Source organism: Sulfitobacter indolifex (assembly GCF_022788655.1).
Taxonomy (GTDB): domain Bacteria; phylum Pseudomonadota; class Alphaproteobacteria; order Rhodobacterales; family Rhodobacteraceae; genus Sulfitobacter; species Sulfitobacter indolifex.
In genome coordinates this window covers 2,137,604-2,152,410 of sequence record NZ_CP084951.1, presented here as the reverse complement: position 1 = coordinate 2,152,410, position 14,807 = coordinate 2,137,604, and the positions used below count along the sequence as shown (strand labels likewise).

The following is a 14,807-nucleotide window of genomic DNA, read 5'->3' as shown; positions in this document are numbered from 1 at the left end:
ACGCCTTCCCACACAACAGTTTTTCCTTCCCTCGTTGTAGCCCCTTTGCATTCGATGCGGGCTTCTTAGCGATAGCGGTCAATGCGGGCGTTGGACGGAATTCAATGAAAAGTCAGTAAGCGACTTCCTGCGTAACTTCGGTCAGGTGGCCCCCGATCACCGATCCTGCTTCTAGCACTGCTGTCCCGTCGCCTAAAATATCGCCGACAATGCCTTCAATTGCAACTCGTCCGCCGTCGCGTAAGAAGATGGAAGTTACCTGTCCAGATATGTTCGCGGCGCCACTCACCTCCAATCTTTTCACGATACCGGAAACGTAAGCGGTGCCGCCTCGTTCGACGACCACGTGGTCGGCTAGGCCGGAAACCCTAAGCGACCCACCCGAGAGCACCTGAGCACCTTCCGAAACGCCTGACAGCAGACTAAACGAGTTGACCACTTGATATGCTGTACGCCCGATGTTCACGGTCACGCCAGCACAGTCCCCGTGGGCTCTGCCGTTCACGATGTTGCACGCGGTAGTCGCACTCGTAGCTAGCAATACAGACATGAGGGACAGGATAACTAGGCGCATGGTTTCCTTCGGAAGAAAAAGTAGATCGAACTATAGGCAAGAATGTTGCGACAAGGATTGTGTTACCATAGCGAAGCACCCCTTGAGAGTGGTCATCAAAGCAAATTGAGGGCCCTGAATGTGTAGCAAAGCCAGTGTCTCTTCGTTTGAAAATCGACGCAGGTCTAAAGCCACTAGCACGTCTTAGTAAGGTTTCCTCGGATCGGTTTTCGCAATAATTTCGAGCTTCTCTCTAAACTCGGGGCCATCGTCGTAATGCCTGATAGCCCCCGCTTCCTTATGGCCGAGAATCGCGCGCCTCATCTGTATATCTGCGCCAGCACGCCGCATCGCGTTTACGAATGTAGTTCGCAAAGAATATAAGGTTTTGCGGTCATCCAGGATTGGCGGTGATAATTTCGTTCGGATTAGACGGCTGAAGTTGTGCCGAACTGGGCCTACCGGGTCCGATGTGACAGATGCAAACGTGCTAAGACCACCTTCGCGAACCCACTTCGGAAAACTTTTAAGTTCGGGATGTAGGGGAACAATACGAGTGGAGCTCTCAGTCTTACTGTCTGTAACGCGGATTAGATGATCCTCTACATCGTGGGGTTGCAATCTTAGAATTTCGATTGGTCGCATGCCAGTGAACATCAGCGCTCGCACAACCTGAGAGAGGGCTTCCCTTCTTTTGTCAGATAGCCCGTAAACTGGATTGCCCCACACTGCGCTAATCGCTTCGTCGATCCGACAAGCTTCCTCCGGGTCAAACTTCTTCCGTTTTCTTTCTTCGATTGACCTCTTATCTCGAGGAAGCACAAGTGCTGAAGCTGGGTTGACGTCTAGTATCTCTTCCTGGGCGGCGTACTTAAAAAGGCCCTTTATGGGGGTGAATACGGCATGTAGCGAGGCAGCCTTCATCGTCGGGGCTAGATGGTCTCTAAGCTGCTTTAAGTGCGCTGTGGTGACCCCTTTGACCGGTATGTCACCCACTAGTGCTGCCAGCCGTCCTATGTCTCTGCGATACTTCGCCTGTGTGAACGGTCTAATGCCGTTAAACGTAAAGTACGCTTCAGAGACCGCCGTGAGCGTATGGGGATCGGGGGTCAGCTCTGAAATTCTTCTCTCTAGCTTCAATTTTATCAAATCGTATTCATCCCGCTCATCCGGGTCGGTCGGCGGAGCAGGTGATGCCGCACCGAAAGCTGCCGCATGAATTTTCTGCATCTCTTCGACGTACTCTTCTGTCCCCATTGGATCAGGAAGCTTATGACCAAGCGACACGCTGCTAATGTTGGGGGCGTCGCTATATCGGTGCAGGAGCTCTTTGAAGGCTTGAAAAGGCGGAAACTCCATCGGCATGCTTGGTCCGTTTGAGACGGCCTCTCTATGGAGGCGCGCCAGTAACTGAGTACGCATGTGTCGGGTTGGCCGATCCCCATCTCGCTCAGCGTCTAATTCTCGGAGGGAAAATTTTGCCCATCGCCAATCTGGGGCGGCGTCAGCGCTGGAGCTAGTCGACAATTCTTCGAATGGCAGAGGGAGGTCATACATGGGCGTATCCGCAGCCTCACTCCCCATAGCATTCTCAAATGCTTCCTGCACATCGAGCCTTTGCCTTCTTGCGTAAACCTGCCTAGCTTCCAAAGAAGCCATCTGGGCTATGAATTCGTCATGCTCTTCAGCCCAGGTCACAACCAGCTGGATTGCCTTAGAGTAGGGTACGTCGCCGCAGGGCCTTAACCAAATCTTTTGGTCAAGAAGGTCGTGTAGCTTCTGCGGAACACGTCTCTGGTAGAAGAATCTTCCACGGTCGATCTTTAGGTATCGAACCTTCTTTGAGGGTGCCATTGTATCGAAATGTGCCTAATTTGTATCGAAATCGGATCAAGAACACCAACATGATACCACCACTACTCCATGCTTTCAAAGCGTTAGGGGTAGTGGTGGGCGACCCTGGAATCGAACCAGGCGTGCGTCTCCGCGAGGGAGTTACAGTCCCCTGCCACACCTTGCGGCCTGTCGCCCACTTTGTCCTGTGCATTGCACCTGACGTGGGGGCGTGATTACAAGCGACCCAAAGGACCGTCAAGGCGAATTCCCGAGAAATCTTGGGGAAATCGCGCGAAAGGATAAAGAGATGAAGAAACCCAAATGGGTCGTGCAAAAAGAGCAGGACAAAAAGGCCGATGCGGCGCAGACAGTTTGGCTTTTTGGCCTGCATGCGGTGCGCGATGCGTTGATGAACCCTAACCGCGAAAAACTGCAGTTGATGGTCACGCCGAATGCGCAAGCAAAGCTCGAAGATGCCATTGCCGAGGCGGGAATCGCGCCCGAAGTCGTGGACCCGCGCAAGTTCCGCCCGCCGCTTGATCCGAACTCCGTGCACCAAGGCGCGGTGTTGGAGGTGAAGCCGCTGAACTGGGGCGGGTTGGAGGATGTCGCCATCGGTGACACCGCGCCGCGCCTGTTGCTGCTGGACCGGGTGACCGATCCGCATAACGTGGGGGCGATTTTGCGCTCGGCTGAGGTTTTGGGTGCGTCTGCGGTGATCGGCACCAAACATCATTCGGCACCCGAGACAGGTGCCTTGGCCAAGACCGCCAGCGGCGCGTTGGAGCGTCAGCCCTACCTGCGGGTGCGCAACCTTGCCGACGCAATCCGCGCGTTGCAGGGCATGGGGTATCTGGTGCTGGGGCTTGACGGTGAGGCGACGCAGACCATCGAAACCGCCGTAGAGGGCCGCCGGGATCGCCCTGTGGCGCTGGTCCTTGGCGCCGAAGGCCCAGGGCTGAGAGAGAAGACACGCGAGACGGTTGACGCATTGGTGCGGATCGACGCGGCGGGGGGGTTTGGCTCCCTCAACGTGTCCAACGCGGCGGCCATTGCCCTTTACGCCAGTCGGGTTGGCGGCTGAGAATCGGCAAGAACTGGCTCAAAACCGGGCAGGGGGCGCGTCCAAGGGTCGCGTCCCCTTTGAAAACGGTTGGGACTTCCTAAGTTTAATAGTGACCGCAGGCCCGGAACGCCTGCCGGCCTCAAACTGTCCCTCGTTCCGTACCTATACGCCCCGTGCTCGTCATGGGGCGTTTTTTTTGTTTGGGAGTGGAGCCAGATACACAAAAGCCGCCCCGAGGGGCGGCTTTGAGTTTCCTACGGGGTGGTAGGATCAACCTGGAGCGGGCGAGGCGATTCGAACGCCCGACCCTAACCTTGGCAAGGTTATGCTCTACCCCTGAGCTACGCCCGCATCCGGTTGGTGAGGCGGGAATACCCATTCGGGCGGACGGCTGCAAGAGGGAAAATGAGGTGTTATCGCCGACGGCATGCGTTTTTCTGGGTAAGGGTAAGAGGTGTCGGAAACACAAAGGGCCGCATCCGAAGATGCGACCCTGTGCAGACCAAATGGAGCGGGCGAGGCGATTCGAACGCCCGACCCTAACCTTGGCAAGGTTATGCTCTACCCCTGAGCTACGCCCGCTTACCGTTTGGTGTGGGCGGGATACCCATAGGCGCGGAGGGCTTCAAGAGGGAAATGATGTTTTGGGTGGAAAAATTTGGTGAAGGCGGGGGCGCTGCCCCCGGGCCCCCGCGGGTATTTAAGAAAGGATGAATTAGAAGAGGGAATGGGCCAGTAGGCCAAGCGCCGAAAGGGCGATCATGGCGAGGGTTAGGATCATGCCGATCTGGCGCAGGATGAATTTTTGCGGGGTCGCTGCAAAGCCTAAGGGGTGCAGGATGCGGCCCGTGAGCAGCGCGAGGCCTAAGGTGTGGACCGCCAGTGCCGGTGCGCCGCTGGCTTCGATCAGGGCCAGTAGGATCAGCGCGATAGGCATATATTCTGCTGCGTTGGCCTGGGCGCGCATGCGTTTGAGCAGCGCCTTGTCTCCGGTATCGCCTAGAGAGATGCGATTGGCGCGGCGGTAGGCGATGACATGCCAGCTGAGGCCTAGGAAAACCAGCGCGCAGAGGGCGGCGTAGATTGGGGTGAGGGTGAGAGACATCAGGTGACCTTTGTGAGGGAGCTATGGGCTAGAGTGAGGATGAGGAGGCGCAAAAGAAAAGGCCCCGCGCTGGCGGGGCCTTTCTAATTTTCAGCAAAGCTTAGTGGCTGTGCTGCTTGTCCCAGTCTTCCTGCTTTGGAAGCTGCTCGAACGTGTGCTCGGGCGGCGGGCTGGGCAGGGTCCATTCCAGCGTGTCCGCAAACTCGTTCCATGGGTTGTTCGCCGTGGAGCGGGCGCCGCGTGTCAGCGTGTAGGCCATGATCCCGAAGAAGAACAGGAAGGACGCGAAGCTCAGGAAAGCACCCCAGCTCGACCACTGGTTCCAATAGGCGAAGGCCTCTGGGTAGTCGATGTAGCGGCGTGGCATGCCCTGACGGCCCAAGAAGTGCTGCGGGAAGAAGGTCAGGTTGGCACCGATGAACATCATCCAGAAGTGCAGTTTGCCGGCCCATTCGGGGTACATACGGCCTGTCATCTTAGGCAGGTAGAAGTAGATACCTGCGAAGATGGCGAAGACCGCGCCGAGGGACATCACGTAGTGGAAGTGTGCCACGACGTAATAGGTGTCGTGATAGGCACGGTCCACAGCGGCCTGGCTCAGTACGATGCCGGTGACGCCACCAACAGTAAAGAGGAACAGGAAGCCAAAGGCCCAGAGCATCGGTGTTTTGAACTCGATAGAGCCGCCCCACATGGTGGCGATCCAGCTGAAGACCTTCACCCCTGTTGGCACCGCGATGACCATGGTGGCCAGCATGAAGTAGGCCTGCTGGTTCAGGGTCATGCCCACGGTGTACATGTGGTGCGCCCAAACGACGAAGCCCAGAGCACCAATCGCGATGATCGCCCAGACCATCGGCAGGTAGCCGAAGACCGGTTTGCGCGAGAAGGTCGCAATCACGTGGGAGATGATGCCAAAGCCCGGCAGGATGATGATGTAAACTTCGGGGTGACCAAAGAACCACAGGATGTGCTGGTAGAGGATCGGGTCACCACCGCCTGCGGGATCGAAGAACGCAAAGCCAAAGTTACGGTCCATCAACAGCATGGTGATCGCGCCCGCCAGAACCGGCAAGGACAGAAGGATCAGCCAGCTTGTAACGAAGATCGACCATGCAAAGAGCGGCACTTTGAACAGGGTCATGCCGGGGGCACGCATGTTCAGGAAAGTGGTGATCATGTTGATCGCGCCGAGGATCGACGAGGCACCCGAGACGTGAACCGCGAAGATCGCGAAGTCCATGGACATGCCTGCTTCGCGTACCGAGAGCGGCGGGTAGAGCACCCAGCCCACGCCGGAACCCAGCTGGCCATTGCCGCCCGGTGTCAGCAGCGAGCAGACCGCCAGCGTTGTACCGGCGACATAGAGCCAGAAGCTGAGGTTGTTCATGCGTGGGAACGCCATATCCGGCGCGCCGATCTGCAGCGGCATGAAGTAGTTGCCGAAACCGCCGAAGAGGGCGGGAATCACGACGAAGAACATCATCAGGATGCCGTGGCCGGTGATCAGCACGTTCCACAGATGACCATTGGGCGTACATGCAGCGGCGCTATCCGCGATGAAACGCGCGCCTTCCATACACATGTATTGAACGCCGGGGTTCATGAGCTCAAGGCGCATGTAAACGGTGAATGCCACCGAGATAAGACCCACGAAGGCCGAGACGATCAGGTACAAAATACCGATGTCTTTGTGGTTGGTGGACATGAACCACCGGGTGAAGAACCCCCGGTCGTCGTGGTGATCTTGGCCGTGAATGGCTGCGTCTGCCATGCGGTGCCTCCTGCAAATGAATTGGACACATGGCGCCATAGGCGGCGCATGCGTAGTCGCGCCCGTTTTAGAGCGCTCGCTTCGCGGGGGCAATGGGCGCGATGGTCGCAGGGAGGGTATTTTTTACCCTGTTGCTGTCGCGGTCAAATTGGGCTGAGGGGCCGTTCGAGGCGCGGTTATCGGAGGTCAGGGGGCGGTATCGCAGCTGCCGACGGGATCGCTGGCAAAGACATCATCGAACGTGGCGCGCAGGGCCAGATCGACATCATCCATGGTGACAGGCAAGCCAAGATCGACAAGGGAGGTCACCCCATGATCGGCAATACCACAAGGGACAATGCCGCCAAAATGGCTGAGGTCCGGTTCGACATTGATGCTGATGCCATGAAAGCTGACCCATTTCCGCAGCCTGATTCCAATCGCGGCGATCTTGTCTTCGGCGGGGCTGCCATCGGCCTGCGCGGGCTTTTCGGGGCGTTGTACCCAGACGCCGACGCGGCCGGGGCGAATCTCTCCACGCAGGTTAAACTGACCTAGTGTGGCAATCACCCAATTTTCTAGCTGGCGCACGAAGCAACGCACATCGCGGCCACGGGCGGCCACGTTCAGCATTACATAGGCCACGCGCTGGCCCGGCCCGTGATAGGTGTACTGCCCCCCGCGCCGGGTGGGGTAGACCGGGAAACGCTCCGGATCGGTCAGGTCTTCGGCCTTTGCCGAGGTGCCGGCGGTGTAGAGCGGGGGGTGCTCTACCAACCAGATGCATTCCTCGGCTTCGCCTGCTGCAATGGCGGCGGCGCGCGCTTCCATCCACGCCTCGGCGGTGCGGTAATCGGTCAAGCCGTCGGTGATGATCCATTCAACCATATAGATGCCTTAACAAGACCCGTGTCGCACCGCCATAGGCGACAATTACGCGGCGGCGTCGCGCTCTTCGAGAACCTTGCGCAGCATTTGGGCATAGTTATCGGCCCCCTGCGCGCCGGTGACGAGGTATTTCCCCTCAAATACCATCGAGGGCACGCCGGAAATTCCGCGCGAGGTCCAGAATTCCTGCGCTTCGCGGGTTGGTTCGGCCAAGCTGCCGCTGTTCAGAACCTCCAACGCTTCTGCGCGGTCGAGACCAGCGGTTGCGGCAACATCGGCCAGCACGTCGGTGTCATTCACATTGCGACCTTGAGTGAAATGCGCGTCGAAAAGGGCCATCTTCAGCGGGTGCTGCAAGCCTTTGGATTGCGCCCATGTCAGCAACTGATGCGCTGCGAAGGTATTTTGCATCCGGGTTTCATCAGAAAAATTAAAGGTAAAGCCCAGATCGCGGCCCATATCGGACAGGCGCTTGCGATTCTCGACCGACTGCGCAGGGGTGGAGCCGTATTTCTCGGCCAGATGCTCGGCCATGTTCTGACCTTCGGCGGGCATCTGAGGGTTCAACTCGAAAGGATGCCAGCGGATGTAGGCGCCAACACCCACTGACCCGAGCGCCTGTTCCAACTGCTTGTAGCCAACGATGCACCATGGGCACATGACATCCGACACAATGTCAATTTGCACGGTGGGGGCATCGGTTGGATCTGCTTGGGAGTTGGTCTGATCGGGGGCGGTGCTGTCTGCGGGCATGATGTAATCCTTGTTGCTTGCCCCATCAGATGGCCTGCCGGGCGCAGTGTTTCAACGTTTGGGGTGCGAGATTGCAGCGCATTAAAGGATTTGTGAACGGGCCAAGCGTACCTTGGGGTCGGCGCCGCCAAGTTTGGGGCCGACTGGTCGAGGGGCAGGGGGTTTCAAACGGCCAACTGAACAGTTCGGAAAAAGACTGAAAATATTGCCGATTGCCTCTTCACAAGCCTCTGGTCTTTGGCTAAACCCCGCCCACCAACCATGGCGTGCGGTCGTGGCGGAATGGTAGACGCGCAGCGTTGAGGTCGCTGTGGGGTAACACCCGTGAGAGTTCGAGTCTCTCCGACCGCACCACCTTGCTTTGCAACAGCAAAGCGACGGTTGGAAAATTCATGAAACGAACTTGCTCCGAAGCCTCGCATCTCTGCGCAGACAGTCTACACTCAGGCTGCGCGAGATTACGCCGATTTTGCGTCCCAGACACCCATTGGGTGGGGGGCCCGTTGTTCACATCCCCTTTATGTACCCGCAGAGTGTTTGCAGCCAAAGCAGCAATGCCGTTTAAAGGGTGATGAGATGAATGCCCGTCTGCGGCGGGCAAAGCAGAACCGGCACGGAAACCGGGACGACGGGATGCAGGAGGGTAGCGCGTGGCGCATCAGGGGCAGACTCAAGGGGCGGCGATCTATCTTGCCATAAGCCTTCTTCTTGGCGGAGGCGCGGCTGCGCAGGCAGCGCAACTGGTACTCACGGGGGTGGCTGAGGATACAGAGCTTTATACCACGCTGCTTGATGGCTCTTTGCTTGCGGAACAAACGGGTGAAACGGATGAAGATGCCGAACCTGCCACACCCCAAGAACTGGTTGCAGCCGCACAGGCGGACTACGGCAGGCTCTTGGCGCTTCTTTATGACAATGGGTATTTCGGGCCGACGCTGACAATCACGCTGGATGGCGTCGATGCCGCGGCAATTCCGCCGGTACGACCCCCGCGCCGGATTGACCGCGCCGTTATCACTGTCACTCCGGGGCCAAAGTTCCGCTTTGGCTTGGCCCGGATCGCCCCTGTCGCGCCCGAGACAAAATTGCCCGATGGGTTTGCCACAGGTGAGACTGCCAGACTTAGCGTGCTGAAAGAAACCGTTTCCGCGGGGATCAGCGGCTGGCGCGGTGTGGGACATGCCAAGGCTGAATTGGCCGATCAAGACCTGACTGCCAAACACCGCGAGCGTCAGATCGACGCGGATTTGCGGCTGGCCCCCGGCCCGAAGCTGCGCTTTGGCGCGCTTACCGTGACCGGGAACGAGGATGTGCGCACCGCGCGTTTGATTGAAATTGCTGGCCTGCCGGAAGGGGAGGTCTTTGATCCCGAGGAGTTGGAACTGGCCACGGAACGTCTGCGCCGCACCGGTGCCTTTGACGCTGTGGCGCTGATTGAGGCCCGCCGGATCGGCCCCAATGACACGCTCCCGATCACCGCGCAGATTACCGAAGCGCCCAAACGCCGTTTCGGCTTTGGCGCGGAGCTGTCATCGCTTGAAGGGCTGACGTTCAGCACCTTTTGGTTGCATCGCAACTTGTTGGGCGGGGCCGAACGGCTGCGTCTTTCGGCTGAGGTTGAGGGCATTGGCGGCAATTCGGGCGGCGAAGACTACAGTCTGGCCGCACGTTTCGAGCGGCCAGCGACCTTTAATGAAGACACGAATTTCTATGCGCTGGCGACGTTGGAGCAGCTCGATGAGGTGAATTTCTTTTCACGCCAGCTGGATCTTGAGGCGGGGATCGAGCGGATCGCCAATCAAAACCGCACCTACTCAGCAGGGCTTGGTCTGCGTGTGGCCGAAACGGAAGACGCTTTCGGCACCAATGAGTACACCTTGCTAACCCTCCCATTGGGCGCTGAGTTTGATTACCGCGACAAAGAGCTGGATGCGACCGAAGGCTATTACATTGATGCCAGCATAACGCCCTTCGTTGCGCTTTCGGGGTCGGAGAGCGGGCTGCGCACCTATTTTGACGCGCGCTATTACCGTACTTTCGGTAGTGAACGCCCGGTCACTCTGGCCTTTCGTGGTCAGCTTGGTTCGGTCGCCGGGCCAGACCTGTCTGAGGCACCTGCGGACTACCTCTTTTACTCGGGTGGGGGTGGCAGCGTACGCGGGCAGCCCTATCAGTCATTGGGGGTCGATCTGGCAAGCGGCGATACGGTCGGCGGGCGCAGTTTTGCAGGTGTCTCAGCCGAAGCGCGGGTGTCGCTGACCGAAAAGATCGGTGTCGTGGGCTTTGCCGATGCGGGCTACATCGGGTCAGAAGAATTCTATGACGGGTCCGGCACGTGGCATTCCGGTGCGGGTCTGGGTTTGCGCTATGCGACGGGTATCGGCCCCATCCGTTTGGATGTCGCTGTGCCCACGTCGGGGCCAGAAGTGGATGAAGATTTCCAAGTCTATATCGGGATCGGGCAGTCATTTTAATGCGACAGTTTTTGCAGTTTCTCACCGCCAGCTTCGTCTATCTGGCCGCTCTCTCTCCGGCCTTCGCGCAGGATGATGACAAGGGCTTTTTGACGCGCACCATTCAAGACGCGCTCAGCGGGGCGGGCCGAACGGTTAGCATTGATGGCTTTTCAGGGGCGCTAAGCTCGGCGGCCTCTTTCGAGCGGATGACCATTTCCGATGACGACGGCATCTGGCTGACATTGGAAGATGTGGTGCTTGATTGGAACCGTTCAGCCTTGTTGCGCGGTCGGCTTGAGGTTGAACAGCTCACGGCAGGCCGGCTTGATGTGGAACGGCTCCCGGTCAGCGATGAAGTCGATCTGCCCGACGCCGAGGCCACGCCTTTTGCACTGCCTGATCTGCCCGTATCTATTGAAATTGCAAACTTTTCTGTGGATGAGATCAATCTTGGCGAGCCGATCTTGGGCGAAGCGGCGCAGCTGTCGGTGCAGGCCAACGCGCGTCTGACCGACACCGTCGGTTTCATTGATTTTCAGGCGCGCCGTACCGATGGCAAAAAGGGCGAGTTCGATATTCAGGCCGATTTTGACCGCACGGAGAACGTGCTCGATCTGCTGTTGAACCTGACCGAAGACCCCGAAGGCATTGCGTCGAAGCTGTTGAACCTGCCGGGCCAACCTTCGGTACAGATGACCGTCAAAGGCGCAGGCCCGCTGGACGATTTTGCCACCGATGTGACAATTGCCACGGACGGTGAAGAGCGTCTGGCCGGACAGGTCACTTTGGGCACCCAGACCTCGCGCCGCGCAAGCGAAACGCCGGACCGCCGTATTCAGGCGGACATCGGCGGCGATATCACTGCACTGCTTGCCCCGCGCTACCGCGAGTTTTTCGGCGATGAGGTGCGGCTTGCAGTTGATGCGCTGTTGGAAAGCAACGGCGCTATTGATGTCAGCAGCTTCACCCTCGCGGCTAATTCGGTCGACCTTGAGGGTAAGGTCACGCTGAACCAAGAGAAATGGCCGACACTGATCGACATTTCGGGCCGGATCGAAAACCCCGATGGCACCACGACGCTTTTGCCTATCTCTGGTGATGGCACGCGGGTTGAGGCTGTGACCCTGCGGGTGGATTACGACGCCGCTGATGGCGACAGCTTTGAAAGTGCGTTCGACATCACCGGGCTCGACACGGGCGCGTTGCAAATTGCCGAAACCCAACTTGCGCTTGATGGGATCCTTGAGGGAAATCTTGGCAGTTTGGGGCAGTTTCTTGGCGATGTGACCTTTGCCGCCAAAGGGCTTGCGCTCACCGATCCGGCCAGTGCTGAAGCCATTGGCGATGCGATCAACGGTAGCGCTGAGATCCGCTTCGTTGAGGGGGAGCCGATTGAGATTAACGGTCTGACCCTGTCGGGTGAGGATTATGGCCTGACGGGGGAAGCCGCGATTGACGGTGTTGATGCCGGACTTTTGACGCAGTTGAAGATGACGTTGGAAGCCAAGGATATCAGCCGCTTTTCCGCGTTGGCGGGGCGCGATATTGCGGGCGCAACAGCGCTGGCGTTGAACGGCACGGTCACGCCCTTGGGCGGTATGTTCGATCTGGCGATCGCGGGTGGTACGGACGATCTTAAAATTGGGATTGAACAGGCTGATGCGGTTCTGGCAGGGCGCACCAACCTGAGCATGGTCGCGAAACGCAACGAGACAGGGACATATCTGCAAGACTTGGAACTTAAGAATGACGCGATTGATCTGACCGGTAATGTGGAACTGCGCAGCGAAGACAGCCGCGCGGCCTTGGACTTTACGCTGGCCGACGTGGGACTGGTGCTGCCGCAATATGAAGGCCCGATTTCGGTAAAGGCGACGGCAGAGCAAGAGGCGCGCGGCTGGATCGTCGATGCCGTCACCGACGGCCCCTATGGTGCAGCGCTGACAGTTTCGGGTTTGGCCACGGGCGAGGATGCCCAAATCGATTTCACCGCTGATATCCCGCAGATTGAGGATTTCGTGCCGGAAGCGGATATCACGGGTCCGGTCACGGCCAAGGGCACCCTGCGCCAAACCCCGGAAGGGTGGCAGATCAACACCGACGCAAGCGGGCCGCTGAATGCGCAGGCTTCGGTTGTGGGGTTGGTCTATCCGCGCGTTGACGTGGCCTTTGACTTGGCCCTGCCAGATATTCAGCCCCTCGTGCCGCAGGTCACTGGCGGGGTAGAGGCCAGCGGCACTTTGGAGCAGACGGAGCAGGGGTTTGTCGTCGACACGATCGTCAACGGCCCTTACGACAGCCGCGTTTCACTCGAAGGTTTGGCAACTGGCCCGAATATGGCGCTGAGCTTTAATCTTTCGCTGCCCGATGTCAGCCCTCTTGCACCGGGCGCGAACGGCCCCCTTTCCGCGCAGGGTGACATTCGTCAAACGCCTGACGGGATCGCCGTCGATTTTACTGCAGACGGTCCCTATGGCAGCAGTGCGATGGTCGAAGGCTTGGCAACTGGTCCGAATATGGCGCTGAGTTTCGATCTTTCTGTGCCAAATGTGAGCCCCTTTGCGCCCGGCGTAAACGGCGCGCTTTCGGCACAGGGTGACATTCGTCAAACGCCTGACGGGATCGCCGTGGATGTCGACGCCAGCGGCCCCTATGGCAGCCGTGCGATGGTTGAAGGGCTGGTCACGGGAGAAGTGTCGCTGAGGTTTGATGTCTCTGTTCCAAACGTGAACCCGTTTGTGCCGAGTGTCTCAGGCGCGTTCGCAGCCAGTGGTTTGGCCCGTCAGACTGACGCGGGCGTGGTGCTAGATGCCAGTGCCAGTGGTCCCTATGGCGCGCAGGCGACGGTCGAAGGCTTGGTAACCGGGCCCAATGCAGATATCGATTTCCAACTTAGCATGCCCGATATCGGCGCCTTGGTGGAGCAGGTAAACGGCCCGCTCAGTGTCGCAGGCTCGGCCCGGCGCGAAGGGGAGGCATGGCGGATTGACACCAATGCCAATGGCCCTGCGGGCACGCAGGCGAGCGTGGCCGGATTGGTCAACACTGATGGCACTCTAAACCTTGATATCGCGGGCAACGCGCCGCTTGGGTTGGCGCGGCCTTTCCTCGCGCCGCGCGATTTGCAAGGGCAGGCGCAGTTTGATTTGAGTATCAATGGCCCGGCGGCGCTGTCTTCGGTCAGTGGGCGGATCACCACCAATAACGCGACGTTCACGGCGCCGAACCTGCGCGTGGCCCTTCAGGGGATCAATGCAGATATTGAGCTAGGCAACAACCGCGCGCAGATCAACGTGACCGGTCAAGCGGTAGACGGAGGGGAGCTGCGGGTGGCAGGTGCAATCACGCTGACCCCAGCTTTGCCTGCGGACATCGCCGTGACTGTGCGCAACCTCACCTATGCCGATCCAAGCCTCTACAGCACCACGCTGAATGGCGATCTGCGGCTTGCGGGACCCTTGAGCGGTGGCGCGCAGATTTCCGGCGTGATCAATGTGGGTGAGACGAGTATTCAGGTGCCTGCGACGGGGCTGACCTCGATCGGTGACATTCCACAGATCACCCAAGTCAATGCGCCTGCCGATGTCTTGGCCACCCGTCGCAAGGCCGGGCTTGATGGGGCCGATGCCGGGGAAGACCCGGCAGAGAGCGCCTCTGGACCCGGGTTTAGGCTGAACTTGCAGATCAATGCGCCCAACCGCATATTTGTGCGGGGCCGCGGGTTGGATGCGGAACTTGGCGGGGCCCTCACTCTGACGGGCAGCACCAACCGCATCATCTCTGCCGGACGGTTCGAATTGATCCGGGGGCGGTTGGACATCTTGGGCAAGCGCTTTTTGCTTGATGAAGGGTCCGTACAATTTCAGGGCGACTTCATCCCCTATATTCGTTTTGTGACCTCTACTGATACCAAAACAGGTGAGGTACGGGTCATCGTCAGCGGTCCGGCGAATGAGCCTGAGGTAACGTTTGAATCCACGCCGGCCGCACCGCAGGATGAGGTGCTCTCGCAACTGCTCTTTGGCCGCAACATCTCGGAAATCTCGGCCTTCCAAGCGCTGCAATTGGCGAGTGCTGTGGCAACCCTTGCAGGTCGCGGCGGTGAAGGGGTGATCGGCAACCTGCGTGAAGGCTTTGGGTTGGACGATCTGGATGTAACCACGACCGACGACGGCGCGACGGCGCTGCGGCTGGGGAAATATCTGACGGATAATGTTTATACCGATGTCACGGCGGCCTCTGACGGGACCGGCGAGGTTTCCCTTAACCTCGATATCACTGAAAGCCTGACGGCCAAGGGCACGCTGGGGTCGGATGGTGACAGCAGTATCGGTATCTTCTTTGAGCGGGATTACTAAGATCGGGGCGCCTTTCGGGGCGCCCTTGGCCTCTGAGGT

The 14,807-nt window shown here is 58.8% G+C and carries 9 protein-coding genes and 4 tRNA genes; 4 read left to right on the top strand and 9 right to left on the bottom strand.

Annotation, left to right across the window (positions count from 1 at the left end):
• Positions 1–112 precede the first annotated feature (112 nt).
• The 3 genes from DSM14862_RS10475 to DSM14862_RS10465 form a co-directional block, all read right to left on the bottom strand.
• The gene (locus DSM14862_RS10475) at positions 113–472 is read right to left on the bottom strand and encodes a hypothetical protein (RefSeq protein WP_131541686.1); all 360 of its coding nucleotides are present in this window, start codon (positions 470–472) and stop codon (positions 113–115) included.
• 285 nt (positions 473–757) lie between these two features.
• The gene (locus DSM14862_RS10470) at positions 758–2,407 is read right to left on the bottom strand and encodes a tyrosine-type recombinase/integrase (protein WP_007120246.1); all 1,650 of its coding nucleotides are present in this window, start codon (positions 2,405–2,407) and stop codon (positions 758–760) included.
• Positions 2,408–2,500: 93 nt separating this feature from the next.
• Positions 2,501–2,584, bottom strand: a tRNA-Tyr gene (locus DSM14862_RS10465).
• Between the two features lie 112 nt (positions 2,585–2,696).
• On the opposite strand from DSM14862_RS10465, the gene rlmB reads away from it, so the two are divergent.
• On the top strand, positions 2,697–3,473 hold the full coding sequence (gene rlmB, locus DSM14862_RS10460; protein WP_007120245.1) for a 23S rRNA (guanosine(2251)-2'-O)-methyltransferase RlmB: 777 nt from the start codon (positions 2,697–2,699) through the stop codon (positions 3,471–3,473).
• Positions 3,474–3,731: 258 nt separating this feature from the next.
• On the opposite strand, the gene DSM14862_RS10455 is transcribed toward rlmB, so the two are convergent.
• The 6 genes from DSM14862_RS10455 to DSM14862_RS10430 form a co-directional block, all read right to left on the bottom strand.
• Positions 3,732–3,806, bottom strand: a tRNA-Gly gene (locus tag DSM14862_RS10455).
• Between the two features lie 156 nt (positions 3,807–3,962).
• Positions 3,963–4,037 (bottom strand) — tRNA-Gly (locus DSM14862_RS10450).
• 133 nt (positions 4,038–4,170) lie between these two features.
• Entirely contained in the window at positions 4,171–4,560 is a 390-nt protein-coding gene (locus DSM14862_RS10445) for an MAPEG family protein (protein WP_007120244.1), read from the bottom strand.
• Positions 4,561–4,660: 100 nt separating this feature from the next.
• A complete protein-coding gene (gene ctaD / locus DSM14862_RS10440; RefSeq protein ID WP_007120243.1) occupies positions 4,661–6,334 on the bottom strand; it encodes a cytochrome c oxidase subunit I in 1,674 nt (557 codons plus the stop codon).
• 186 nt (positions 6,335–6,520) lie between these two features.
• The gene (gene lipB / locus DSM14862_RS10435) at positions 6,521–7,201 is read right to left on the bottom strand and encodes a lipoyl(octanoyl) transferase LipB (protein ID WP_007120242.1); all 681 of its coding nucleotides are present in this window, start codon (positions 7,199–7,201) and stop codon (positions 6,521–6,523) included.
• A gap of 45 nt (positions 7,202–7,246) precedes the next feature.
• On the bottom strand, positions 7,247–7,954 hold the full coding sequence (locus DSM14862_RS10430; RefSeq protein ID WP_007120241.1) for a DsbA family oxidoreductase: 708 nt from the start codon (positions 7,952–7,954) through the stop codon (positions 7,247–7,249).
• Positions 7,955–8,222: 268 nt separating this feature from the next.
• Here DSM14862_RS10430 and DSM14862_RS10425 point away from each other — a divergent pair.
• The 3 genes from DSM14862_RS10425 to DSM14862_RS10415 all read left to right on the top strand — a co-directional run bounded on the left by DSM14862_RS10425 (position 8,223) and on the right by DSM14862_RS10415 (position 14,768).
• Positions 8,223–8,308, top strand: a tRNA-Leu gene (locus tag DSM14862_RS10425).
• Positions 8,309–8,604: 296 nt separating this feature from the next.
• Positions 8,605–10,428 (top strand): autotransporter assembly complex protein TamA, encoded by a 1,824-nt coding sequence (locus tag DSM14862_RS10420; RefSeq protein ID WP_007120240.1) that lies wholly within the window; start codon positions 8,605–8,607, stop codon positions 10,426–10,428.
• The gene (locus tag DSM14862_RS10415; protein ID WP_007120239.1) at positions 10,428–14,768 is read left to right on the top strand and encodes a translocation/assembly module TamB domain-containing protein; all 4,341 of its coding nucleotides are present in this window, start codon (positions 10,428–10,430) and stop codon (positions 14,766–14,768) included. Before DSM14862_RS10420 ends, DSM14862_RS10415 begins: the two co-directional genes overlap by 1 nt.
• Positions 14,769–14,807: the final 39 nt, after the last annotated feature.